This window comes from Bradyrhizobium sp. AZCC 2176 (genome assembly GCF_036924645.1).
GTDB lineage: Bacteria > Pseudomonadota > Alphaproteobacteria > Rhizobiales > Xanthobacteraceae > Bradyrhizobium.
The window spans coordinates 4726242-4751971 of sequence record NZ_JAZHRX010000001.1 but is presented as its reverse complement, the minus strand read 5'-3'; the positions used below and the strand labels follow the sequence as shown (position 1 = coordinate 4751971).

Annotated in this window: 18 protein-coding genes and 1 pseudogene; 6 read left to right on the top strand and 13 right to left on the bottom strand. The window is 62.7% G+C overall.

Annotated elements, in window-relative coordinates; translation table 11 throughout:
• Position 1: 1 nt before the first annotated feature.
• On the bottom strand, positions 2-841 hold the full coding sequence (ntrB, locus tag V1288_RS22340; RefSeq protein ID WP_334359104.1) for a nitrate ABC transporter permease: 840 nt from the start codon (positions 839-841) through the stop codon (positions 2-4).
• A gap of 165 nt (positions 842-1006) precedes the next feature.
• Positions 1007-2389 carry a CmpA/NrtA family ABC transporter substrate-binding protein gene (locus V1288_RS22335; protein ID WP_334359103.1) on the bottom strand — a complete coding sequence of 461 codons (1383 nt, stop codon included), beginning with the start codon at positions 2387-2389 and terminating at the stop codon, positions 1007-1009.
• A 167-nt stretch (positions 2390-2556) separates the two neighbouring features.
• Between V1288_RS22335 and V1288_RS22330 the strand changes: the two genes are divergently transcribed.
• Complete coding sequence (locus V1288_RS22330; protein ID WP_334359102.1) at positions 2557-4479, top strand: sigma 54-interacting transcriptional regulator; 1923 nt, start codon at positions 2557-2559, stop codon at positions 4477-4479.
• A 768-nt stretch (positions 4480-5247) separates the two neighbouring features.
• On the opposite strand, the gene V1288_RS22325 is transcribed toward V1288_RS22330, so the two are convergent.
• The 4 genes from V1288_RS22325 to V1288_RS22310 all read right to left on the bottom strand — a co-directional run bounded on the left by V1288_RS22325 (position 5248) and on the right by V1288_RS22310 (position 8649).
• On the bottom strand, positions 5248-5814 hold the full coding sequence (locus V1288_RS22325) for a hypothetical protein (protein WP_334361369.1): 567 nt from the start codon (positions 5812-5814) through the stop codon (positions 5248-5250).
• 206 nt (positions 5815-6020) lie between these two features.
• Positions 6021-6899: a sulfurtransferase gene (locus tag V1288_RS22320; protein ID WP_334359101.1), complete on the bottom strand. Its 879-nt coding sequence runs from the start codon at positions 6897-6899 to the stop codon at positions 6021-6023.
• A gap of 51 nt (positions 6900-6950) precedes the next feature.
• Positions 6951-8075, bottom strand: a complete 1125-nt coding sequence (locus V1288_RS22315) for an acyl-CoA dehydrogenase family protein (RefSeq protein WP_334359100.1) — start codon at positions 8073-8075, stop codon at positions 6951-6953.
• A gap of 31 nt (positions 8076-8106) precedes the next feature.
• Entirely contained in the window at positions 8107-8649 is a 543-nt protein-coding gene (locus V1288_RS22310; protein ID WP_334359099.1) for an OsmC family protein, read from the bottom strand.
• 227 nt (positions 8650-8876) lie between these two features.
• On the opposite strand from V1288_RS22310, the gene V1288_RS22305 reads away from it, so the two are divergent.
• Positions 8877-9536 (top strand): TetR/AcrR family transcriptional regulator, encoded by a 660-nt coding sequence (locus V1288_RS22305; RefSeq protein WP_334359098.1) that lies wholly within the window; start codon positions 8877-8879, stop codon positions 9534-9536.
• Positions 9537-9542: 6 nt separating this feature from the next.
• Here the strand turns inward: V1288_RS22305 and V1288_RS22300 are convergent, their stop codons facing one another.
• The 4 genes from V1288_RS22300 to V1288_RS22285 form a co-directional block, all read right to left on the bottom strand.
• Positions 9543-10337 carry a DUF2182 domain-containing protein gene (locus V1288_RS22300; RefSeq protein WP_334359097.1) on the bottom strand — a complete coding sequence of 265 codons (795 nt, stop codon included), beginning with the start codon at positions 10335-10337 and terminating at the stop codon, positions 9543-9545.
• Between the two features lie 53 nt (positions 10338-10390).
• On the bottom strand, positions 10391-11023 hold the full coding sequence (locus tag V1288_RS22295; RefSeq protein WP_334359096.1) for a DUF1326 domain-containing protein: 633 nt from the start codon (positions 11021-11023) through the stop codon (positions 10391-10393).
• Positions 11024-11212: 189 nt separating this feature from the next.
• Positions 11213-12589, bottom strand: a complete 1377-nt coding sequence (gene ltrA / locus V1288_RS22290; protein ID WP_334355225.1) for a group II intron reverse transcriptase/maturase — start codon at positions 12587-12589, stop codon at positions 11213-11215.
• A gap of 509 nt (positions 12590-13098) precedes the next feature.
• Complete coding sequence (locus V1288_RS22285; protein WP_334359095.1) at positions 13099-14310, bottom strand: TrmJ/YjtD family RNA methyltransferase; 1212 nt, start codon at positions 14308-14310, stop codon at positions 13099-13101.
• A gap of 309 nt (positions 14311-14619) precedes the next feature.
• Here V1288_RS22285 and V1288_RS22280 point away from each other — a divergent pair, with 309 nt between their 5' ends.
• The 3 genes from V1288_RS22280 to V1288_RS22270 all read left to right on the top strand — a co-directional run bounded on the left by V1288_RS22280 (position 14620) and on the right by V1288_RS22270 (position 18258).
• On the top strand, positions 14620-16347 hold the full coding sequence (locus V1288_RS22280; protein WP_334359094.1) for an alpha/beta hydrolase family protein: 1728 nt from the start codon (positions 14620-14622) through the stop codon (positions 16345-16347).
• 143 nt (positions 16348-16490) lie between these two features.
• Positions 16491-17702, top strand: coding sequence for an NADP-dependent isocitrate dehydrogenase (locus V1288_RS22275; RefSeq protein ID WP_334359093.1), 1212 nt, complete (start codon positions 16491-16493; stop codon positions 17700-17702).
• Positions 17703-17751: 49 nt separating this feature from the next.
• The gene (locus V1288_RS22270; protein ID WP_334359092.1) at positions 17752-18258 is read left to right on the top strand and encodes a DUF3455 domain-containing protein; all 507 of its coding nucleotides are present in this window, start codon (positions 17752-17754) and stop codon (positions 18256-18258) included.
• 97 nt (positions 18259-18355) lie between these two features.
• Here V1288_RS22270 and V1288_RS22265 read toward each other — a convergent pair.
• Positions 18356-19291 (bottom strand): annotated as a pseudogene (locus tag V1288_RS22265) (sensor histidine kinase); the annotation flags it as partial.
• Between the two features lie 430 nt (positions 19292-19721).
• Positions 19722-20414, bottom strand: a complete 693-nt coding sequence (locus V1288_RS22260) for a response regulator transcription factor (protein ID WP_334359090.1) — start codon at positions 20412-20414, stop codon at positions 19722-19724.
• A gap of 331 nt (positions 20415-20745) precedes the next feature.
• On the opposite strand from V1288_RS22260, the gene V1288_RS22255 reads away from it, so the two are divergent.
• On the top strand, positions 20746-21186 hold the full coding sequence (locus tag V1288_RS22255; protein ID WP_334359089.1) for a hypothetical protein: 441 nt from the start codon (positions 20746-20748) through the stop codon (positions 21184-21186).
• Between the two features lie 1714 nt (positions 21187-22900).
• On the opposite strand, the gene alaS is transcribed toward V1288_RS22255, so the two are convergent.
• On the bottom strand, positions 22901-25576 hold the full coding sequence (gene alaS / locus V1288_RS22250; protein ID WP_334359088.1) for an alanine--tRNA ligase: 2676 nt from the start codon (positions 25574-25576) through the stop codon (positions 22901-22903).
• Between the last annotated feature and the right edge of the window lie 154 nt (positions 25577-25730).

The window sequence follows — 25730 nt, the reverse complement described above, 5'->3', positions numbered from 1 at the left end:
GCTATTCCGGAAACGTGACCATGCGCGTGAAGCGCGCCAGGATCTGGTCGAGCAGCATGCCGACGATTCCGATCAGCAGAATCGCGATGATGACGTTGGTGATCGATAGGTTGTTCCACTCGTTCCAGACGAAGTAGCCGATGCCGGTACCGCCGACCAGCATCTCGGCCGCTACGATCACCAGCCAGGCGATGCCGATCGAAATCCGCATGCCGGTGAGAATCGTCGGCGCCGCGGCCGGCAGGATCACCGTGAAGGCGCGCCTGACGGTGCCGACTTCCAGCGTGCGCGCGACGTTGATCCACTCCTTGCGCACCGCGGCGACGCCGAACGCGGTGTTGAGCAGCATCGGCCACACCGAGCAGATGAAAATGACAAAAATCGCCGAGATCGAGGAATCCTTGATGGTGTAGAGCGCCAGCGGCATCCAGGCGAGCGGCGAAATCGGCTTCAAGACCTGGATGAACGGATCGAGCGCCTTGCTGATCAAGGGCGACATCCCGATCAGGAAGCCGAGCGGAATGGCGACAATGACGGCGAGAAAATAGCCGAGGCCGACGCGGGCGATGGAGTAGCCGAGCTGGATGCCGAGGCCCTTGTCGTTCGGCCCGTTGTCATAGAACGGCTGCCTGAGATGCTCCCACAATTTGGCGCCGACATCTGCCGGACCCGGCATCGCCGACTTGCCCTGGGTTGCCGTCAGCCCCATCAGCTTGGCGTATTCCGGTGACATGTTGGTGGCGGCCGCGGTCGGGCGCGTGGCGAGATGCCAGATGCCGAGGAACGCGGCGAACAGCACGATCGAGACGACGGCTGCGCGGAAGCGAAGGGAAAAGGTCATTGGGGACAGTCTCTCAACATGTCGTCCCCGCGAATGCGAGGACCCATACTCCGCGGGGTAGTAATGAAGGAAGGCCTCTGACATCGTGCCCAAGAGAGCCGACACAGCTTATGGGTCCCTGCTTTCGCAGGGACGACAGCGGCGAATGTAGTTGAGTAGCGTCGCTCACGACGCCTTCCTGATCTTGAAGCTGTTCAGATAATCCTCCGGCTTGGCAGGATCGAACGTCTTGCCCATCACCGAAAAACTCTTGGTGGTCGCGGTCGGCGGCGTCAGCCCGGCATCCTTCATCAGCCGGGTGGCGTCGGTGGCGAGATAGACCTGTGAAGCGATCCCGGCGTAGTCGATGTCGCCCTTGATCTGGCCCCAGCGCTTCATCTGGGTCATGATCCAGACGGCGAAGGATTGCCACGGGAACGGATCGAAATCGACGCGGTTCGGCTGCGTGACGATGTTGCCTAGACCATCGGCGAAAGTACCGGTCAAAATCTGCTCCAGCACGATTGGCGGCTGGTTGAGATAATTAGCCGGCGCGATTGCCGCCGCAATCTCCTTGCGGTTCTCCGCCTTGTGCGCATACGCGGTCGCCTCGATGATCGATTTGAGCAGCGCGCCATAGGTGTTCGGCATCGCGGTGACGAACTCCCTGGACGCGGCGAAGGCGCAGCACGGGTGCCCTTCCCAGATGTCCTTGGTCAGCATGTGGATGAAGCCTGCGCCGTCAAACACCGCGCGCTGGTTCATCGGATCGGGCCCGAGAAAGCCGTCGATATTGTCGGCGCGCAGGTTGGCGACCATGTCCGGCGGCGGCACCGCGCGGATCTGCACATCGGTATCGGGATCGAGGCCGTGCTCGGCAAGATAGTAGCGCAGCAAATAATTGTGCATCGAATAGTCGAAGGGTACGGCGAACTTGAAACCCTTCCAGCTCTTCGGATCGCGCTTGTCCTTGTGCTTGATCGAAAGCGTGATCGCCTGGCCGTTGATGTTCTCGACCGCCGGCATGGTGTAGGGAATCGGATTGGAGCCGGCGCCCATGGTGATGGCGAGCGGCATCGGCGACAGCATGTGGGCCGCGTCATATTCCTTGTTGATGGTCTTGTCGCGAATGACCGCCCAGCCGGCGGTCTTGATGACTTCGACGTTCAGGCCGTTCTTGGCATAGAACCCCATCGGCGCCGCCATGATGATCGGCGTCGCGCAGGTGATCGGGATGAAGCCGACCTTGAGGTCCTTCTTCTCGAGCGGCCCGCCAGCAGCGAAAACTTCGGTCGCGGTCTTGAGCGGGAAGACTTGCGACACGGCCGCCACGGCCGTCGCCGCACCCACCGATTTCAGGAACGCGCGCCGCGCGACGTCCTGCGGAAACATCGCGCGCATCACGGCGGAGGCGACCACACCCTCGTAGCGCTTTTGCTCGCTTTCGGCGGCGGACCGAATCTGGAGTTGGGCGGCTTGATGCTCGGCTTCGCTGAGATGCTGGCCGCAACTGCAGCCCCCGGCATGAAGACGGCGGTTGGGATCGAACGGGTTGTCGAAGGTAGACATCAGCCCTCCTGCGCGACGTTGCACCCTAATTAAGCAAGGCACATGCCAGCGCCGTTCTGCGGCGATAGCTTTGAGATCACAGGGATTCTGCTGACATTGGCGGCTACGAAAATTCGTGATACACGAAAATTCGTAGTTCAATTACGAGTTTTCGGAGTATTGGCCAGATGGATCTTGCTCTCGCTTCAACGGCCCCGCCGCAGGATGTCGAACTGCGCGCCGCCGCATTCGAGTTCACCATCGAGCCGGCGCTGCTGCTTGATCCTCATGCCGACCTGATCCTCGACGCCAATCCCGCCGCCTGCACCCTGCTCGGCCACGACCGCGCGCTGTTGCGGCAGACCAAGGTCAGCACGCTGCACGCGGGCCAACTTCCCGCGCTGATCGTGTTCACCCAGGCCGTGCTCGACAAGGGCGCGTTCTGGACCAATGCGCTGACGCCGCGTCACGCCACGGGCCAAACGCTCCGTCTCGAATATGCCGGCTCGCTCGTGCCGGGCGACGGCCGCCCGCTGGTGCTGCTCACCATGAGCGACCTTGATGCGCGCCGACGCCGCTATGTCGACGCGGCGGCCGAAGACCACATGCGCGGCGGCATCGCAACCTGGCAGCGGGTCGAGCGCGTGTTCCAGGATATCGAGCGCGAAAACCAGTTGATCCTGCGCGCCGCCGGCGAAGGCATTTACGGCGTCAACGCCGAGGGCAAGACCACCTTCGTCAATCCCGCCGCCGAACGGATGCTGGGCTGGGCAGCGGAGGAACTGGTCGGCAAGGAAATCCACCCGATCGTTCACCATACGCATCATGACGGCCGGCACTATCCCGATCATGACTGCCCGATCTACGCGGCGTTTCGCGACGGCGCCGTGCACCAGGTCGAGGGCGAGGTGTTCTGGCGCAAGGACGGCACGCCGGTTTGGGTCGAATACACTTCGACGCCGATCCGCGACCGCGGCGTGGTGGTCGGCGCAGTGATCGTGTTTCGCGACGTCAGCCAGCGGCGCGAGGCTGACGAGAAGCTGCATGCGGCGCTCGCCGAAGTCGACCGTCTGCGCGAGCGTCTCGAGCTGGAAAACGCTTACCTGCAGGAAGAAATCCGCATCGAGACCAACCCGCGCGGCATCATCGGCCAGAGCGAGGCGATCCAGAAGACGTTGCGGCAGGTCAAGCTGGTGGCGCCGACCACGGCCGCCGTCATGATCACGGGCGAATCCGGCACCGGCAAGGAACTGATCGCGCGCGCCATCCACGAGGCGAGCAGCCGCCGCGACCGCCCGCTGATCCGGGTCAATTGCGCGGCGATCCCGCGCGAACTGTTCGAGAGCGAATTCTTCGGCCATATCAGAGGCGCCTTCACCGGCGCGATGCGCGACCGCATCGGGCGGTTTGAGCTTGCCGACGGCGGCACACTGTTTCTCGACGAGGTCGGCGAAATTCCGCTCGAACTCCAAGGCAAACTGTTGCGCGTGCTGCAGGAGGGCAATTTCGAGCGCGTCGGCGAAGAACGCACCCGCGCGGTCGACGTGCGCCTGATCGCCGCCACCAATCGCGACCTCAAGCAGGAAGTGCAGCGCGGCCGGTTTCGCGAAGACCTCTATTTCCGCCTCAACGTGTTTCCGGTGGAATCAGTCCCGCTGCGCGAGCGGCGCGAGGACATTCCGCTGCTGGCGCAGCATTTTTTGACGCGCGAGAGCAAGGCTTTAAAATCCGACCTTCGATTGTCGGAAGGCGATGCGCGCAAGCTTTCGCGCTACGACTGGCCCGGCAACGTCCGCGAACTGCAGAACGTGATCGAGCGTGCGGCAATCCTCGCGCAGAACGGCCGGCTGCGCATCGACCTGCCCGATACGGCAGGCGCGCAGCCCTCCCCCGCCGCGGCGCGCGCGAAAGCAGATAGCCGCCCCCTGGTCATGACATCGGCCGAGATGCGCGCCCACGAGCGCGCCAACATTCTCGCCGCGTTGCAGGCCTGCTCCGGCAAGGTGTTCGGCCCCGGTGGCGCGGCGGAAATGCTCGACATCAAGCCGACCACGCTAGCCTCACGCATCAAGGCGCTAGGGATTGCGAATGCGCGCGGCTTGGCGGGCTAATTGGGGCGTGTACTCATAAACTTCGGCTTCCCACGGCAATATGGAAGGCAGCCGGCTTGACCGTAATCGGCGCATTGTGTGACCCAAAGTGGACTTGCAGCCAACGAAGGCCATGTACCTGAATTGACCCAAGGTCACGATCCGTTCCTATGGGCGGGAGGGTACTGGCCTGTTTCGACCCTCATCAGCCTCGTTTGAAAATTGCAGTGGCCCGTTTTGCTCTGCGTTGACTGGCTATTCCCTCATCAAGACCGACAAACCAACCGGCATTGAAGCGCTGGCGTTGTCGTGATTAGCTACTGCTTTTGATTGAGGAGGGGAAATTGAGAACGGTCGCTATTGCTCTTTCGCTGTCGATTTGCGCCATGGACTTTTTGACAGCCCCAGCTATTGCCTCAGTAATGGACGGAAAGGGGTCTCCAGGCTCCTATCGCGGCGAGCGTGCGAGAGATAAGGCATTCGGAAAATTGAAGAAGAACGCAGCCGGGAAAACATGTACTTCTTACGCAAAGATATGCGGGAGGAACAATGCCAACTCGCCCGCTTGCCAAACGTCATATTCGAACTGTATGGCGACAGGTATTTTTGTCGGCCCCAAAGGCGCGACTTTTTCTGGCGTGATAAGGCAATAAAAACAAAGAGGCCGCCTTAGTTGGCTGCCTCTATCATTTGTTGATGTCATCGCTGTCCAAAGGCGACATGTATCAATGTCGGCTTGATATCGCATTCCGGGAGTAAAGCGGACCTGCCGTAATTACGAATCCACGCTTAGTAGCGGCGCCCGCCGATGGCGAACGGCGAGGCGCCGGGGAGCGAATTGATCTCGCTGTCGAGCCGACCCGACTGCTGGACGTAGCCGACCCCAAGCGACAGGCTGAGATTCGACGTCGCCTGGAATTCGACGCCGGCATTCACGCTGGAGATTGGCAGCGTGCCCGATTTGGAGTCGAACGGCGCGAACGGGCCGCCGATGCCGGTATTGTATTTCAGCGTGTCGAAACCGGCATAGAAGGTGACGGGCAAGCCGCTGTTCTTCAAGCTGTAGCCGAACTGTACGCCTTCGCTGTAGAGCGAGCCGAAACTGCCGAACGCACTTTGGCTGATGCCGCTGAGGCCCATGCTGCTGCGCTGGCTGCCGACAAAAAAGCCGTTCGAAAAATTGTACCGCGCATAGGAAGAGCCGTTTCCGACGTCGCGGAAGTCGAAGCTCGGAAAGTTGCCGTAACCGTTCGGGCTCTCGCCGGCATCGCCGCTAAAACCCATCGGCCAGCCGGGAATCCAGTAATTCACCGGCGAAGCCTGGGCATGGGCCGTTCGTGCGCCCAAGCACAGCATAACCGCCACAACTGCGAGACCTAATCTGCTTGAGAACATCGACATCCGCGCGACCACCAACTGCGCCGCGATTATACGCACCGGATATCGGGAACGCCAGAGCGGCGCGATGGCGCGGTTCCACAACTCGCGCCGTGACGCCGAGGCCGCAGGCCCCTGGCTGCAGTCCGTTTCCGTAGAATCAGACTGCAGCGTCGGACACGTCCTTACGCCGCCTTGGTAGTGAGCTTGGCCTCCGTCGGCAGCCCCTCCTCGATCGGCAGCGACGGATCGCGCGACCATTCGTTCCAGGAGCCGAAATACATCCGCACATCCTTCACGCCGGCGTTCTTCAGCGCCAGGAACGTGTTCGAGGCGCGCGCGCCCTTGAAGCAGTAGAGATAGACCGGCGTATTCTCGGTGATGCCGACGGTCGCGCACTCCGCCAAAATTTCGTTCTTCGACTTGAAGCGCGGCCCTTCCGCGGTCGGCTTCATCATGCGGTACCATTCCAGCCAGACCGCGCCGGGGATGCGCCCCTTGCGCGGGCAGAAATCCTTCCCATACGGAGATGAGCTTTCGCCGATCCACTCGTCGATGTCGCGGACGTCGAGCAGCGCGATGCCGGGCTTGCCGACGGCGGCCAGCATGGTCTTGGCGTCGATCAGGATGTCGCCCGCCTCCGGCACGACCGTGAACGACGCCTTCACCGGCGACGGCACGTCCTTGGTCACCGGCAGGCCCGCCGCGGCCCAAGCGTCGTAGCCGCCATGCAGCACCTTGATCTTGGGATAGCCGAGCATGGTCAGCAGGTAATAGCCGCGGCAGGACTGGCCGAAGCCCGAATTCATCGACTGTTCGTAGATGACGGCGGTCTCTTTGCCCGAGAGCCCGGCGGCGCCGAACGCATCGGCGAATTTTGTTTTCAGCTCGTGAATGCCTTCCGGCGTCGAGGTCGCCAGATAAGTGAAGATTTCGTGGACATTGACGGCGCCAGCGAGATGCCCCGCGCCGTAGGCCTCGGGGTTGCGGGTGTCGATGACGACACCTGGCTCTTTCGTGAGGAATTCCGCGAGTTCGCCGGCAGTTATCAGAACGTCCGTCATGGCAGGCCTCTCCTGTTTTGTGGTTGCTGGTTGGGTCGGTCGGAAATCCCTTTAGTGCTCGTCGCCGGCCAGCATCTTGCGAAGCTGCTTGGTGGCGGGGGTGACGATGGCGACGAAATAGGCTTCGCGGAGCCGGCGTTGGGCGCGATGGCTCTTCAGGTAGCCGCGCGCGCCGCAATGGAGCATCGCCGCATGCGCAGCCGCGACACTGGCGTCGCCGGCGCGCAGCCGAAGCGCCACCACGCGCCGCCAGTAGCTGTCGTCGGAGTTGTAGGGATCGCGCGCCAGCGCCATCGTCTCCTTCTCGAACTCGGCATGGAGCTCGCGGAACTGCAACGGCTGCTGCGGCAGATAGCGGTTGACGTGGCCGAGCGGCGCCTCGACCTCATCCATGATCTGGATGCAATCCTTGATCAGGCCGAGCGCCATGCCGGCCTGCAGCAGGATGAAGCCGGCGCGGATTTTCTTGACGAACGGCCCGGCGGGCTCGGCCAGGATCAGTTCGTCCGGCACGAAAACATCGCGAAACTGCACACCATAGGTGCCGGTGCCGTCCATCGCCAGGAACGGCTTGCACGGCTGCAGCGTGATCGCGGGATTGGCGCAGTCGGCGAGAAACATCACGATCCCGCCAGCCTCGTCTTCACGTTCGAAGATGGTGCCGAAGAAATGATCGGCGCCGAGATTGGAGACCCAGGGCAGCGCGCCGCGCACGATGTAGCCGCCCTCGACCTTGCGTCCCCTGAGTTTCAGCTTCTCGATGCCGAAAAAACTCTTCATCGGGTTGGACAGTCCGGTGCCGCCGAGAATCTCGCCGCTGGCGAACTTGCCGGCAAACTTGGCGACGAGTTCTGGATTGCCCGAATTTGCGGCGTACCAGACGAGCGTGTTCTGGCACCACGCCATGAAGGCGGTGGCGCCGCAGACTTCGCCGAGGGCTGCGATCGATTGAATGGCGCAGCGCAGGTCGGCCGCGCCATTCACCGGTTGGTGGCTGCCCCAGGCACCGGCTTCGCCGAGACGCCGGAGCAGCACATCGGGGAAGATCGTACCTTCGTCGATCGCGATGGCCTGGGGAGCGAGCTCTTTGCGTGCAATCGCCGCGACCTGATCGGCGATCGAGGCCGATGGCAGAGCTTCGCCAATCGCGAGCCGGGATACCGCTAGTGAACCCATCAAACCCTCCCCAATGGCCTGTCGTGGCCGCTTAAGCGCTGACTTCGAGATTGACGGGCCGCGTAAAAGTGTTGGCGACCGGCGACCATTGCTTGACGTGGGCCACCAGCGCGTCGATCTCGCTCTTCGGAATGCCCTCGCATTCCATGTCGACCTTGACCCGGACGTCGGTGAAGCCGACCGGCTTCTCGCTGACGTCGCCGGTGCCCCAGACCGCGGTGATGTTGAGATCGCCTTCGAGTTCGAGTTCGAGCTTGTTGACGATCCAACCGCGATGAACGGCGTTGGCGTGCAGGCCGACCGCAAGGCACGAGCCCAGCGCGGCGAGTGACGCTTCCGACGGATTGGGCGCGGTGTCATCGCCGAGCAGGCCCGGCGGCTCATCGACGATATAGGGCGCAAGGTTACGGATGTAGTTGGCGTGGCGGAACCTGCCCTCCGCCACCGTCTTGCACTTCAAGGTCTTGATGACCTTCGGATTGGCCTTGCCATTGGCAATGAGCTGATCGAGCCCATTTTTGTCTATCGGTGCAAGGCAGCCGGTGAGCACCGTTTTTTGAGCGACCGCGGTCATCATTTCTCTCCCTAGGTAGGATACCGAACGTTCTGTTTCCTGCATTAAGCGTGCCAGATCGGGCCAGAGCCAAAAGGCGAAGCTCTCTCGCCGCTTAGCGATCACTGCCCGGAAATTGATCAGCGCCGCGCTGCACAGGCGCGAAGCAATTGCCGCGTGGGTTGCGATTATTTTCAGCGCAAAGATGCGGCTTGATGATTGGGCCGCGCTCCGATTAACTGCGGCGCATGGGCAAATCGGTTTCCAAAAGGAAAGCTGTCGCGGCGTCGGCCGCAGGCGACGAAGAATCCGCGCGCGGTCGCCTGCTCAGCGCGGCGACGCATCTGTTCTGCAAGAACGGCATCAACGCCACCGGCATCGACGCCATCATCGACGAGGCCGGCACCGCCAAGACCACGCTCTACAAGCTGTTCGGATCGAAGACCAACCTCGTCAACGCCGTGCTGGAAAGCGAGGGCAAGGCGTGGCGCCAATGGTTCATCGGCGCGATGGAAGATGGTGGCGGCGATGCGCAGGCGAAGCTGACGCGGATTTTTCCGGCGCTGAAACGCTGGTTCGCCGAGGAGCGCTTCTACGGCTGCCCCTTCATCAACGCCGTCGCCGAGCACGACAAGAACGCCAAGCAGTTTCGCAACATCGCGCTGCGCCACAAGAAGGTGGTGCTGGCGCATATCGAAAAGCTCGCCGGTGAAATGGGCGCGGCCGAGCCGCAAATGCTTGCCCATCAACTTGCATTGTTGATCGACGGCGCCATCGTCGCCGCCATGGTCTCGCGCGACCCCGGCGTCGCCGACACCGCAGGCCTTGCCGCCGGCAATCTGTTCGGGCCATCGAAGGCGAAGAAGCCGAAGCGGACCGGCAGCCCTGCGGAGCTCGTCGCCGTCTGAGGCGGGCTACAGCGACGTGGGCGCCGTGCCGGTCAGGCCGAGAGCAATCACCACGCCGCCGGCCACAATCAGCCCCACGCCTGCAGCGCGGCTGAGCCATCGGCTGCGCGGCAGCAGTTTTTCGAAAGCGACATAGATCGCGACCGCAACGACCCAGACCAGGTTCATCACGCCGGCAACGAAAAGCAGCGCCATCAGGAACCAGCAACAACCGACGCAGTAGCCGCCGTGCCGAAAGCCCATGCGCAGCGCGCCGATCGCGTCCGGCTGCCAGTACCTTGAGAGAAACAGCACCGGGCTCTGGCAGTAACGAAGGCAGGCGCGCTTGATCGGCGTCCACTGATAGAGCCCGGCGGCAATCAGGATGCCTCCGGCGAGCACGCTGCTGGTGCTCGCCATCATGCTGGACAGCAGCCCGGCCTGCTCAAGTCCCCACTGCAGCGAGACCGCGACCAGGCTAAAGCCTGCCCAGATCACGAGATAGCCGGCGAGAAAGAGCCAGCTTGCGATGACGGGACTGTCCGTCGTTGCCTGCCTGCGCTTGATTGTCGCGAACAGCAGGATCGTGGGCGCGGCACTGGGCACCATCATCGCGATCATCATCACCCACCACATCGCGAACATGAGCCATGCCTGGGCCGGCGACCAGGGCTCGGGATCCATCGGCATGTCGGCCATGCTCGTGTCGATGCCGGCGCCGGCAAGCAGATAGCCCCAGGAGAACGCAACCACCGTGGCAATTCCGATGGCCACGATCAGGCGATCGTGGCGCAGGGTCTGTTCAAGTGCCGAACTGCTCATCATGAATCCACCCCGCTGCTGGACGGCACCTAGAGTTGGATTCGGGTGCAGCGCTAGGCCGCGACGCCCTCCGGCGTCTGGACGACATTCGCCAGCGAGCTGTGCGTGCCCGTGGTTTCGAATTTTATGGCGCCGGTCGAGCGGATGTTGGCCGACGCGACCTCGGCCGCTTTGTGTTCGAATCCCTCAGGCATCACCACCTGAATGCGGTGCGGCTCGCCGGTTACCGGATTCTTGATCGGCTCGACCTCGGTCTCCAGCACGCCCTTGGCTACGACCCGCGCAACCCGTCCATTCTTGTCGAACGAGAACTCGAAGGGCACAAACAACGGTTCATGCATTTTGGTCACGATCAGGCTGAGGATCTGGAATAGCGTGCCTTCGGCGGAGTTCTTGCCCGACATGATGTTGAACAGCGCTTCGCGTTGTTCCGGCGTGGCGCGCTCGTCGATGATCGGCTGCAACTGGCCATTGCCCTCGTGCAGTGCGCCTGGGAAATCGACAGTCGCTGCGAAAACCAGACCGTCGAGTTTGGTCTTCTCGAAATGTCCTTTGGTGATCCGCATGCCGACCATTCCCTTGCAATAGCCTTCGGTCGGCAGAGCATTGAAATCGCACGGACAGCCAAATGCGCAATTGCAGTTCTTGATCCATTCGCCTTCGAGACGCCAGTCAGATGTAGCCATGGCACACCTCCCGTTCGCGTATTCGATTGGACTGCAGGGGCAAGCTTATCCCCTTTGTGCGCGCGGGGACAGCGCCGGCCTGCCCGCGGATAGATTGCAGGGTGGGCAAATCGGGATAGGGGGGAGCCTCTCGGCTCCTCCCCTCCCACACCACCGTACGTACGGGTCCGTATACGGCGGTTCGGTGGATTATGCATGTCGTAGTTCTGTGATGGAAGTCAGGCCGAGTGAACCGAAGAAAGCAATTGGCATTGCAGTGGTGAGCGCGGGGCTGCTTGCGAGCCGCCAAGGGCCACGCGGGCTTCCGGCGGTTCGCGCCGCCAGGTCCCGGCCGACGCCGCAGCGTCGCAGCTCGGCAAAGCGAGCAGGTCCACACTTCCATTGCTTCCAGGCGATGGCGCGCAACCGCCGCCTGATCCATTCCTCAAGCGCGCGCAACACCGACGGGGTTTGGCAGAAGCCGAAGTAACCCCGCCACCCGATGAGGTAGACCGACAGCTCCTTGACGATCTGCGCAAGGCTTCGTCCACGCGTGCGCCGCGTCAGCTCCCGAATTCTCGCCTTGAAGCGGGCGATGGCCTGCGGCGCAACGCGCCGTCGCGGCTTTCGTCCACTCGTGTAGCTGAAGCCCAGGAACTTGCGAACGCTCGGTTTGGCAACCGCACTCTTGGCTTTGTTGACCTTGAGCTTGAGGCGCTTCTCGATGAACCGCTCGATCCCGGCCAGCACCCGCTCGCCCGCCTTCTGACTGCGCACATAGATGTTGCAATCGTCGGCGTAGCGCACGAAGCGATGGCCGCGTTTCTCCAGTTCCTTGTCCAGCACATCCAGCATCAGGTTCGACAACAGCGGCGAGAGCGGCCCACCCTGCGGCGTGCCTTCCTCCGTCGGGCTGACAAGGCCTCCTTCCATCGCACCCGCGGTCAGAAAGCCGCGGATCAGCTTCAGGATGCGTTTGTCGGCAACCCGCTTGGCAACAAGCCCCATCAGGATATCGTGGTTGACCCGGTCGAAGAACTTCTCCAGGTCGATGTCCACGACGATGGCGTGTCCGGACGCAATATACGTCTGCGCCCGCTCTACCGCCTGATGCGCCGAGCGCTTCGGCCGGAAGCCGAAGCTCGTCTCGGAGAACGTTCCGTCCCAGTCGGCTTGCAGCACCTGCATCACCGCCTGCTGGATAAAGCGGTCGAGCACCGTCGGAATGCCGAGCAGCCGCATGCCACCCGACGGCTTCGGTATCTCGACGCGCCACACCGGCTGCGGCTTGTAGATGCCTTCAAGCAACTGGACCCGAACCGTAGGCCAGTGCTCCTTCAGGTAGGCCGACAAGTCATCGACATTCATACCGTCAATGCCTGCCGTACCTTTGTTGCGCTTCACTCGCGCCAACGCTTTCTTCAGGTTCTCACGCTCAACCACGTCTTCCATCGACGGTCCCGCAACCGCCGGGCGTTCGGGACAGGCTCTCGCCGGGCGCGCTTCGGGCTCTCGGGCGGCGGCGCTTCGGGCTTCACCCTCCGCTCCGGTGCCCAAGTTCAGCTCGACCTGGTTCTTCTGCCGCATGGCTCGCACGAGATCGCCGCTCTACTAACCGCTTCCACCGTTCAGGCCTTCGGCGGCGCGCTGCCGCCTACTACGCCCTCTGCTGACTTCTGCGCTGCGGTCAGGCCGCCTTGCGGCGGCCTCAGTCCCAAAGCTGGGACGCAGCGCAGACCTCCCGAGGTAAGACCGACCGCCTTCACCGCACGCCCGCCGGATCTACCACCCCGACCTTTGATGACCATGGACTTCGCGATTGGCTGCTCGCTCGTCCGGCCGGGCAGGCCTCGTTATCCGGTGTTTGTCCATCGGGCCGCGGCTTTGCTCCACGCTTTCTTCAGACCCCACCTCGCGGTGACGCCCTTGCGCTTCGCTAGTCCTTCGCCGTCATCAGGCTAGACAGAGGACTTCCACCTCCAAGCTGTCGTTCATACTCGGCACACAGCCACCGGGTCGCGCGAATGCGCGCCCGATGACAGGCTCCGCGTGCCCACCATCGAAGACAACGGTGCGGACCGATGGTGGGCACGGCGCTAGCGCGCCTTTGCCCACCCTACGGCTTTTTCCAGCCGCCCCAGTTCCCCCGCCAGATCGCGCTCGACGTCGGCAACCCGCATCTCGATCACGCGATAATCGCGCGCTTCCAGCCACGCCTTCCGGCCGGCACGATCGGCGACGATCGCCTCCGACTCGTTCAGATTGACCAGTTCGATCGCGAGCCGATGCACGAAAGAGACGAAGTCCGGGATATGCCGCCCGACCGGGGTCTGGCGCTTGAACTGACCGGCAAACCGCCGGTCGCGGGTGAGGGCCTGCCACAGGATCCGCTCGGCGTCGGTCGGGTTCCGGCGAAGCAGCCGGGCAAGTCCGCGCACGGTCGAGCTGTCGCCGGGCACCGCAGGTCCCTGCCCGTGCTCGGCCAATAGCGCCCGCAGCCGCGTCGCCTGCTCGCCGTCCAGCACGCCGCCCTTGGCCGGCCCCTTGCGGCCTTCGGCGATCGCCATCACCACCCCGTGCAGGGTGTGCATGTCCTGCTTGGTCGGATCCATGCGGGTGAAGATGTTGCGCAGGTTGACCAGCATGGTCTCGCGCTTCTCGCGCGGGCGCAGGAATTCGACCTTGTCGAGTTCCCGGACCAGATTGTCGAAGAAGGCCTGCATCTGGTGCTGCGAGGCCGGATCGGACCGTTCCGGCATCGCGAACGGCAAGGCGCCACCCGTCGACAGCTTGAACCACTCGTAGCCGATCAAGAGCACCGCCTGCGCCAGATTCAGCGAGGCAAAGCCCGGATTGACCGGAAAGGTGATGATCCGGTTGGCGAGTGCGACCTCCTCGTTCTGCAAGCCATAGCGCTCGCGGCCAAACAGGATGCCAGCCCCGCCGCCGGTTCCGGCATGCGCCACGATCTGAGCCGCCGCTTCCGCCGGCGCGACCACCGGCTTGGCCTGGTCATGGGCGCGGGCGGTGGTGGCAAACAGCAAAGTGAGGTCGGCGACCGCCTGCTCGACCGCGTCGAACAACTGGGCCTGTTCCAGAATCTGGTCGGCGCCGGCCGCCGCCCGCTGTGCCGCGATATTCGGCCAGCCGTCGCGCGGATTGACGATTCTCAGACGGGAAAGCGCAAAATTGCCCATCGCCCGCGCGGCCATGCCGATATTCTCGCCGAGCTGCGGCTCGACGAGGATCACAACGGGTCCGGCTAAGTCCCATCCAGACTTGGTTTTATCGGTGCCCGAACCGGACATGCTCACTTCACTTTCTGATTCAGCTTCCGAAGTTGATTCAACCTCTGAAGATTTTGAACGGGCCATGCCAAGCGCGCGGATGATTCAAGATCGCAAGCATTGCTCGTTTCGAATGGCGGGTGGAATTCGAGGAGCCTGCTGCGTGGCTTAGTAGCCTCTATGAGCGCCCGCTCAAAGCCTCAAGGAGGCTTGATCCGCCCGCCGCTTGCGCGCGTTCGACTTTCGGATAGGCTAACAATCACAAACAAAGCGAAGCTGCAAACAGCCCGAAATCCGGTTCAACGGTGAGGGAATCAAGGGGAGGCGTCCATGCGCGGCAGGTGGTCGTTGGCGATACTGGGCGTGCTGCTGATCCTGGCGGGCGGCCTGCTCGCCCATTTCACGCAGACCGCGGGCGGCATCAGGATTCAGGAGGTCCGCTTCCAGGGCGCCAAGGGCAACACCATGAGCGCCCTGCTCTACATTCCGCCGAATGCCACGCCGCAGATCCCCGCCCCCGGCATCCTCGCGGTCCACGGCTACATCAATTCGCGCGAGACCCAGGATGGCTTTGCGATCGAGTTCGCCCGCCGCGGCTATGTGGTGCTGGCGTTGGACCAGACCGGCCATGGCTATAGCGACCCGCCCGCCTTTGCCAACGGGTTCGGCGGCCCGGATGGGTTGGCTTATCTGCGCAGCCTCGAATTCGTCGACAAGACCAATATCGGCCTCGAGGGTCACTCGATGGGCGGCTGGACCGTGCTGGCGGCCGCCACGGCCGCGCCCGACGATTACAAATCGATGGTGCTGGAGGGATCGTCGACCGGCAAGCCGTTCGCCGCCGAAGGAAGCCCAAGCTGGCCGCGCAACGTGGCGCTGGTGTTCGCCCAATACGAAGAATTCTCGGCGCTGATGTGGGGCGTCGACAAGGCCCGCGACGTCGCCCAGAGCCCGAAACTGTGGGCGCTGTTCGGCACGCAAGGCCCGGTCGAGCCGGGCAAGATCTATGGCGACATCGCGCAAGGAACGGCGCGAGTGCTCTACACCCCCGCCATCACCCATCCGGCCGAGCACATTTCCCATGAGGCGATCGGCTACAGCCTCGACTGGTTCGCCAAAACCTTGCAGGGCGGCACGCCCCGCCCGGTCGACGACCAGATCTGGTTCCGGAAAGAGATCGGCACGCTGATCGCGCTGCTCGGCTTTGTGGCGTTATTGATCGGCGCGTTCGACGCGCTGCTGGAAGCGCCGATGTATTCCCGCCTCCGGCTGCCCGAGGTGGCCGACGGCACCATGCCGGAGCATTCCGCAGCCAGCGGCCGGCGCTGGACCACGGCCTTCATCCTGTCCGCCTTCATCCCGGCGCTGACCTATTATCCGGCGTTTGCGCTGGGCGGGACATTCCTAAAACCCTCCGCCTTCCTGCCGCAGGGCATCGCCAACCAGATCCTGGCTTGGGCCGTGATCAACGGCCTGATTACGCTGGCCCTGATGCGGTTCACGCCCAAGCGCGCCAGCCGGTCCGGCATCGTCGCCCAATCGGTCGTGATCGCGATCGCGTCGGTTGCGATTGGCTATGCCGCATTATGGCTTGCCGACCTCGCCTTCAAGATCGACTTCCGGTTCTGGATCGTCGCGCTCAAATTGATGAGCGCGAAGCAATTCCTGATCTTCCTGATCTATCTCGTGCCGTTCACGGCATTTTTCGTGATCGCGCTGCATGTCCTGCACCGCAATTTCTCGACCATGGCCGCCGGCCGGGCCGCGCTCTATCTGACCAATATCCTGGCGCTGACGCTGGGCTTCATCGTGCTCGTGGGCGGGCAATACGCCGTGCTCTGGCTCACGGGAAAGCTGTTCAACCCGCTGCCCGACCCCGGCTTCGTGCCGCTGTCGACCATCGTCGCCATCCAGTTCGTGCCGCTGCTGGCGATCTGCGCCGTGATCGCGACCTTCACCTGGCGGCGCACCGGCTCCAGCCTGCCCGGCGCCCTGATCTGCGGCCTGTTCGTGACCTGGTACGTGGTGGCGGGGACGGCGACCCAGGCGGCATTCTGACCTTAAGGCGTTCTTACCTAAAAGATGGGCTGAAAGTGCATAACGGCTTGGCTTTCGCCCGCCGGTTTGCAGTGCTATAGGCCGCCTATAATCACTCCACCCCGCCCAAATGCGCGGTTTTCCGAGAAAAGGCCCCCTCCATCATGGCAAAAATCAAGGTGACCAACCCCGTCGTCGAACTCGATGGCGACGAGATGACCCGGATCATCTGGCAGTACATCAAGGACAAGCTGATCACCCCGTTCCTGGATGTCGAGCTTTTGTATTTTGACCTCGGAATGGAGTACCGCGACCAGACCAACGACCAGGTTACCATCGACGCTGCCAACGCCATCAAGAAGGTCGGCGTCGGCGTTAAATGCGCCACCATCACCCCCGACGAGGCCCGGGTGAAGGAATTCGGCCTGAAGGAAATGTGGAAGTCGCCGAACGGCACCATCCGCAACATCCTCGGCGGCGTGATCTTCCGCGAGCCGATCATCTGCAAGAACGTGCCGCGCCTGGTTCCCGGCTGGACCAAGCCGATCATCATCGGCCGCCACGCCTATGGCGACCAGTACCGCGCCACCGACTTCAAGTTCCCCGGCAAGGGGACGCTCTCGATGAAATTCGTTGGCGAAGACGGCACCGTGATCGAGAAGGAAGTGTTCAAGGCGCCCGGCGCCGGCGTCGCGATGGAAATGTACAACCTCGACGATTCCATCATCGACTTCGCCCGCGCCTCGCTGAACTACGGCCTGCTGCGCGGCTATCCGGTCTATCTCTCGACCAAGAACACCATCCTGAAAGTCTATGACGGCCGCTTCAAGGACATCTTCCAGGACATCTACGACCGCGAATTCAAGAAGGAATTCGAGGCCAAGCGGCTGACCTACGAACACCGCCTGATCGACGACATGGTCGCCTCGGCGCTGAAATGGTCCGGCGGCTACGTCTGGGCCTGCAAGAACTACGACGGCGACGTGCAGTCGGATACGGTTGCCCAAGGCTACGGCTCGCTCGGCCTGATGACCTCGGTGTTGCTGACGCCCGACGGCAAGACGGTGGAAGCCGAAGCCGCCCACGGCACGGTGACCCGCCACTACCGCGAGCACCAGAAGGGCAAGGAGACCTCGACCAACTCGATCGCGTCGATCTTCGCCTGGACCCGTGGCCTGTCTCACCGCGCCAAGCTCGACAACAACCCGCAGCTCGCAAAATTCGCCGAGACGCTGGAAAAGGTCTGCGTCGCGACCGTCGAGGAAGGCTACATGACCAAGGACCTCGCGCTTTTGGTCGGCGCCGACCAGCGCTGGCTGTCGACGACCGGCTTCCTCGACAAGGTTTCGGACAACCTCGCCAAGGCGATGGCATAATTGGCTGATAATGGTGTTGGTCCTTCGGGGCCAACACCATGGATTGATGATGCCGATTGTCCGGACTACCGCACTCGCTCTGCTTTTGTCGTCGGCGTCAGTTTTGAGCGCCTCCGCCCAGACACCGCTTCCCGATGCCATCGCAGCGCCCGGCGAAACGACCGTGCTCACGCTTCATGCCGAAGGCGCGCAGGTCTACGAATGCAAGGCCGGCGCCGACGGCAAGCTGGCCTGGGCATTCCGTGAACCGATCGCGACGTTACTGCTCGACGGCAAGACTGTCGGCCGGCATTACGCGGGACCGAACTGGGAACACATCGACTCTAGCGCAGTCGTCGGCAAGGCGGCCGGCAACGCTCCAGGCGCGACTGCGAACGATATTCCCTGGCTCAAGCTGACCGTGACGTCCGGACGCGGCACCGGCATCCTCTCCGGCGTCACGACGGTGCAGCGGATCAATACAGTCGGTGGCAAACTCGAGGGCGACTGCGACAAGCCGGGCACCTATCGCAACGCTCCCTACTCGGCGGATTACGTGTTCCTGCGCAAAAGCTGAACGCTTTTTCCGTCATGGCCGGGACACCGGGCGCGAAGACGCGCTTGATAGGCTGTGCCCTTCAGGAGCTCACGCCGATGCGGCACTTAATTCGGGGCTAACGGGTTGGCGCGGAAAACCAGAGTTTGAGCTTGAGACCTGGCGAGTTGTCGAGCATTTCGATCCGCGCATCGTGAAGACGGGCGACAGCAGCAACCAGGCTGAGCCCGAGGCCGTTTCCCGACGCGTAGCGACTTTGCTCGAGCCGGTAAAAGCGCTTGAAGACATGTTCGTGTTCGTCAGCGGGAATTCCGGGCCCGTCATCGGCGATCGAGATGACCGGCCTGCCATCGAGATTTTCGTTCGTAACGACGACGCTTCCCCCGGCGCGACCGTGCTTGAGCGCGTTGTCCACGAGATTGGCGACGGCATCAAAGATCAGATCACGATCGCCGGTCACCAGCACCTCGCGGTCGCCGGCAACGGTCAGACGGGTGCCGTCCTGTTCGGCCGCGGCATCGTACAACTCGACAACCTCGCCGGCGATTTCGGCCAGATTCACGGTGCGGAACGCCCCCTTTCGTGCCTGGGTCTCAATTTGAGCAATCCGTGTGATTGACACGAATATTCGCAAGACAGCATCGAGCTCGGCGATCGTGTCGCCGATCAGCACTTGATCATGCTCGCCAATGCGCTGACTGTGATATGCCTTCTCCAGCCGTCCGCGCATTCGCGTCAGCGGCGTCCGCAGGTCGTGCGCAACATTGTCGCTCACCTGCTTGACTTCGCCCATCAACGTTTCGATGCGGTCCAGCATCTGGTTGAGGTTTTCCGCGACCCGATCCCATTCGTCATTGGTGCCGCGTAGCGGGATACGCTGGTCCAGGCCGCTTTGCATGATGGCTCGACTGGCGGTGTTGATCGATTCAATCCGACCCACCGTCCGCCGCGTCACCAGAATGCTCGCAAAGCCCGCAACCACCACCAGCAATGCGGCGACCGAGATGACAGCCGTCTTGATCCGATCGGTAAAGCTGTCGAGGTCGCCGATATCCCTGCCCACCAGCAGCCGATCGCCGCTTGGAAACGTTCCGAGCATGGCCCGCAGCAGCGGCCGGTTGGTCGCGTTGGGCGACGATTCCGGCGCGCGAAACTCTGTCCATCCCCGCGCTGCCGTGGCCGTCGACGGCCATGCCTTGAGGTTGCCAGCGAGCGGGGCCAACGAAGGATCGGCCAGGATGTAGACGTTGTCCGCAAAACTTTTGTCGCCGATGCGCTGTTGAATCAAGGCGATCAGCCCATCGCGCCCGGATCGCTCGTAAGCGCTTTGCAAACTCAAATACTCGGTCACGATTGCTCGATCCGAGCGGCTGCGCACATAGGACGAAGTGGACAGGTAGACGTAGCTGAAAAGGGCAGACACGATCACGCCGAAGGCCCCGATCGCGATCAGCGCTTGCTTGAAAGTCGATGACGTTAAGGTCTTAACCAGGAGCACGGAGACAGTACCCGATACCGCGAACCGTGTGGATCAGCGGATAGGCCTGCTGGCCGTCGACCTTGCGACGCACCCGCCCGACATAGACGTCGATGATGTTTGTTGAGGGATCGAAGTGAAGATCCCAGACGTGCTGCAGCAGCATGGCCCGGGATACGACGCGGCCTTCGTTGCGAACCAGATACTCGAGAAGCTGAAATTCGCGCGGCAACAGCGAAATGTCCTTGCCGCGCCGGCTTGCTGTCCGCGACACCAGATCGATCGCGAGATCGCCAACGCGCAAGATGGTTTCCTTGACGATGGTGTCGCTCCGCCGGCCAAGCGCCTCGACGCGCGCCAGCAATTCGACAAAAGAGAAAGGCTTGACCAAATAGTCATCGCCGCCGGCGCGCAAGCCACGTACCCGATCGTCGACCTCTCCCAGCGCACTGATGATCAGGACCGGAGCGGCAATACCATCGTCGCGCAATTGACGCATGACCGCGATGCCGTCGATGTCCGGAAGCATGCGGTCCATCGTGATCACGGCATAGTCGTTGGCGGCGCCGCGGCTCAGCGCCTCGCTGCCGCTGGCGGCCAAATCCACCTGATATCCGCTGGTCGTGAGCGACTCGACAAGTTGATCGGCGGTTTCGGGATCGTCCTCAACGACCAGGATACGGCGATGACCTCCCGTCATGGTCTTCCGTCTCCGAACGCCTGGCCCAAAAAAGTAAATCTACCTTAGCAAAATCAGGCGGCGCAAGGCCGACCTCCATGAAAGCCGAGAGGAGCCAACTTCCACCGAAATCTCAGCGTTGCGCGAGGGTGATGGCCGTCGCTGGCCGGACCGGAGTTCGCCGGACGCCTGGCGACGACCACCTGCCTGGCGTTACATCAATCGCGACGCGTTAGTAGTAGCCGTAGTCGTAGCAGACGTTGACCCACCGCAGTCCGTAGGGTGTCCATACCCTGCGCAGGCAGCTATCATAGGAGGCGTAAAGGAACGGCGCGCCGACGAACGCAAAGCGATGATGGAAGCGGTGATGGAATCCGTGATGGAAGCGGTGCCCACCTCGGAATCCGAACCCGGAATGAAGAGGTGCACCCGCAAAACGGCTGCCGCTGAAATGCGGGCCGCCACCGGCGCCGCCGAAATGCGCGCCTCCCCTCATGCCGCCGAAATGACTTCCTCCCATGCCGCCAGCGTGCACGCCACCCCCCGCGCCGCCACCTATGCCGCCGGCGTGCATGCCACCCCCACCTCCCATGCCGCCGCCGTGCATGCCGCCTCCACCTCCCATGCCGCCGCCGCCACGCTGTGCAAGCGCCGGTGCCGCAAAGGCAAGCGACGTGCTAAGCGCACCTGCGACGATGCATTTAAGGAGCTTGTTGCCCATGGCCAATCCTCCTGGTTCAATCGCAGCGACGGATACCGTCGCGAGAAGAAGACGAACAAGAGGGCCAGATGATCCCGTGATTTCCAATGAATAATGCGACAGTTTCTGACACGGAAGTTAGTCTCGCCGCTTCGCAAATTAGCACGGTCGGTGGAAAACTCGAGGGTACGAACGACAAGGCAGGCACCTATCGCAGCGCGCCCTACTCGGCGGGTTACGTGTTCCTGCGACAGGTCAGGGCGTCTTCACGTTTTTCCTTGAGGAATCCGCAACCGGAAGGCGCCAGACGGTTGCGCTTCTCCTACCGCTTGGCCCCAAGATACGTCGTCCATGCGGCGTTGGCCAACGTCTGGGATGCTTTCCGAGCACATGTCTTTTCGACTTCCGCCACAATCGACGACATGCTGATTCGCGGCTGTGTTTGGCCACTCGCCGCGGCAACGTAATTAAGTCCCGTCCAGAAGCCGTGAATCCAGACCGTCCCCTCCAACAGATGCTCTTCCGTAGACCGCCAGTGAGCGCAACTCATGCTCCCTATTCCGATCATATCGACTGAAACCTTGGCGTCCTGGGCCGAAGCCGCGCAGACCGAAGCGCCAAAGACGATCGACGCAAATAGAGGTCGCTTTATCATCCACCAGATCATCCCGGCACCTCTCTCGCCCGAATGCCAAAAGCCGGCTGTCGCGTAAGTCCAGCGATCGGGTTGCCTGCAGGAATGCCGCCATCAACGATGCCCACAAGGTCCGCCGCACCATCGAGGGTTGGGTCACCGTGGATTCTCTACAGCATCACCATGGACGAGGCCGCCAACCAAGGCGGCCTCCCGTGATGACCGGTGCGCGGGGGCGGTGCCGGGCGATGCCGGACCACTCTGCGACACCAAAAATGGCGACCTTTAGAAGCGACCTCTGCACGTCTCGCGATATCTGCGGCAGTTTCCTTCGCCGCGTTCGCCCAACTCGTCCTTGTTGAGGCAGGCTTGTCTCAACTCGGCGCACACATCCCTCCGAACTGGCCTTTGGCAGGTCTCACGGTATCTGCGGCAATTTCCTTCGCCCCGCTCCCCCAGCGCGTCCTTGTTTTCGCAGGCACGCCGCAGTTGCTCGCATTGTCCCCCTCGACCGTCGTACACTCGGACGCCTCCCGGTCCAACCTCAATGGATTGGGAAAAGGCCGAGATCGGAATTACAAAAAGAGCTGCCGCCGCCGCGGCGCCGAACGCATAGTTGCGCATTGATTTCAACATTTCCTGATCCTCCAGTTGGTATGTACGGGTGAATAGAGAGGCCGCTTCGGCGATGTCTGCTTCATCCCGGTCTCAGGCTTCGGTGCGCGGCTTGAACACCTTGCCGTCGTCAACAACCACACTGGTGGTGGTCAACCTCTAGTCCACGATGACGCTTTTCCTCGTGGAGGTGTCTTGCACTACATAAATTCTGTCTGAGCGCAGGCAGCGGCGATTGCTGCGGCTGCCACCGGAATAAGAAACTTCTTCAAGATGTCCCCTCCATTGCGCGTGTGTCCCTGCGCAGATAACCGAGCGGCGCGGAGTCAGTTCCACGGCTGGCCACTCCGTCTACGGGCACTAATCAGTTCCTGGATGGAGACTCTAAAGAGTTGATGTGAATGCCGGCCGAACGAGCAGTTCAGAGACCATTTATTTCGAGCTCACCGAGCTTCGCGTTCACACGCGCGACTCCAATCCCGGCGCCTGCGACCGGGTCGAGCCAGCATTCTGGCCTTGTTACGTGCTTATGAATCCACGCGCCGGCTTGTCTGCGCTTCAGGCGCTCGCCATCGCCTGTTCGATCGCCGACAGCGCCGCGTTGGCTTTGGCGCCATCGGGGCCGCCGGCCTGAGCCATGTCGGGCCGGCCGCCGCCGCCCTTGCCGCCGAGCGCCTCCGAGCCCTTGCGCACCAGTTCGACCGCGTTGAAGCGCGCCGTGAGATCGGCGGTGACGCCGACGACGAGGCCGGCCTTGCCGTCCTCGGTGACGCCGACGATCGCGACGACGCCGGAGCCGATCTGCTTCTTGCCGTCATCGACCAGGCTTTTGAGGTCCTTGGTCTCGACGCCCTCGACCGCGCGGGCGAGCAGCTTGACGCCGCCCGCTTCGCGGACACCGCCGGCTGCCGCAGCCCCGTTGGTCGCGCCGCCACCCATTGCGAGCTTCTTGCGCGCATCGGACAGATCGCGCTCGAGCTTCTTGCGCTCTTCCATCAGCGCCGCAATCCGCGCCGGCATGTCGTCGACCGAAGTGCGCAGCTCGAAAGCCGCGGTCTTCGCGATCGCCATCGTGTCGTTGGCGTGCTTGCGGGCATGGCGCCCGGTCAGCGCCTCGATGCGCCGTACGCCTGAGGCCACCGCGCCTTCGCCGGTCACTGAAATGAGCCCGATATCGCCGGTGCGGCGCACATGGGTGCCGCCGCACAATTCGACCGACCAGCCGAGCGCATTCTGCCCATGAGCGCGATCCTGCTTGCCCATCGAGACCACGCGGACCTCATCGCCGTATTTCTCGCCGAACAGGGCGCGGGCGCCGGCTTCGCGGGCGTCGTCGACCGCCATCAGCCGTGTCGTAACCTCGTCGTTCTCGAGCACGACTTCGTTCGCGATATCCTCGACGCGCGCGAGCTCTTCCGCCGTAATCGGCTTCGGATGCACGAAGTCGAAACGCAGCCGATCCGGCGCCACCAGCGAGCCGCGCTGGGCAATGTGGTCGCCAAGCACCTGCCGTAGCGCCTCATGCAACAGATGCGTTGCCGAGTGATGGGCGCGGATCGATGACCGCCTGATGTGATCGACTTCGAGCTGCAACGGAGTGCCGACCTTCAGCGTGCCCTGCTCCACTTGGCCCAGATGCACGAAGAGATCGCCGGCCTTCTTTTGCGTATCTGACACGCGGAACTTGACGCCCTCGCCGGTCAGCAGGCCGGTGTCGCCGACCTGGCCACCAGACTCCGCGTAAAACGGCGTCTGGTTCAGCACGATCGCGCCGCTCTCGCCGGCTTTCAGGCCGTCGGTATCCTTGCCGTCCTTCACCAGCGCGGTCACCACGCCTTCGGCGCTCTCGGTGTCGTAGCCGAGGAATTCGGTGGCGCCGAGTTTTTCGCGCAACGGGAACCAGACGTTCTCGCTGGCGGTATCGCCGCTTCCCGACCACGACGCGCGCGCCTTGGCTTTCTGCTTCTCCATCGCATCCGAAAACGCGGCTTGATCGACGCTGATGCCGCGCGACTTCAACGCGTCCTGCGTGAGGTCGAGCGGGAAGCCGTAGGTGTCGTACAGCGTGAACGCGGTATCGCCGTCGAACATGTCGCCCTTCTTCAGGGCGCTGCTCTTTTCGTCGAGGATCGAAAGCCCCCGCTCCAGCGTCTTGCGGAAGCGGGTCTCTTCCAGCCGCAACGTTTCCTCGATCAGCTTCTCGGCGCGCACCAGTTCCGGATAGGCCTGGCCCATCTCGCGCACCAGCGCCCAGACCAGGCGATGCATCAGCGGTTCTCGCGCGCCGAGAAGCTGCGCATGGCGCATGGCGCGGCGCATGATCCGGCGCAGCACATAGCCGCGGCCTTCGTTCGAGGGTAGCACGCCATCGGAAATCAGGAACGATGAGGCGCGCAGATGGTCGGCGATCACGCGCAGCGAGGCCTTCTGCTCGCCTTGCGGATCGGCGCCGGTCAATTCCGAGATCGCGCGGATCAGGGCAACAAACAGGTCGATGTCGTAATTGTCGTGCTTGCCCTGCAGAACGGCCGCGACACGTTCCAGCCCCGCGCCGGTGTCGATCGAGGGTTTCGGCAGCGGATTGCGCACGCCGCCTTCGAGCTGCTCGAACTGCATGAACACGAGATTCCAGATCTCGATGAAGCGGTCGCCGTCCTGCTCGGCTGAGCCCGGAGGACCGCCCCAGATCTTGTCGCCGTGGTCGTAGAAGATTTCCGAGCACGGGCCGCACGGACCGGTATCGCCCATCTGCCAGAAATTATCCGATCCGGCGATGCGGATGATGCGCGATTCCGGAAGGCCCGCGATCTTCTTCCAGAGATTGAACGCCTCGTCATCGTCGATATAGACGGTCGCCGTAAGCTTGTCCTTCGGCAGGCCGAATTCCTTCGTCACCAGCTTCCAGGCGAGCTCGATCGCGCGATCCTTGAAGTAGTCGCCGAACGAGAAATTGCCGAGCATCTCGAAAAACGTGTGATGCCGCGCGGTGTAACCGACATTGTCGAGGTCGTTATGCTTGCCGCCGGCGCGCACGCATTTCTGCGAGGTGGTGGCGCGCTGGTAGGGTCGCTTCTCGACGCCGGTGAAGACGTTCTTGAACTGCACCATGCCGGCATTGGTGAACATCAACGTCGGGTCGTTGCGCGGCACGAGCGGCGACGACGGCACGATCTCGTGGCCGTTTTCCGCAAAGAAATCCAAAAATTTCGACCTGATCTCGTTGACGCCGCTCATGTTCATCCAATCGGAAATAGGGCCGGGTCCGGTTGCAACTAACCTTAATCTTCCGGCGGAACGCTTTTAGACAAGGCGGCCTGCGGTGTCCAGAAACTGTGCAGGCGGATCATAGGCTTGCCGCAGCACACAAGATGGGCACGCACATCCCGTT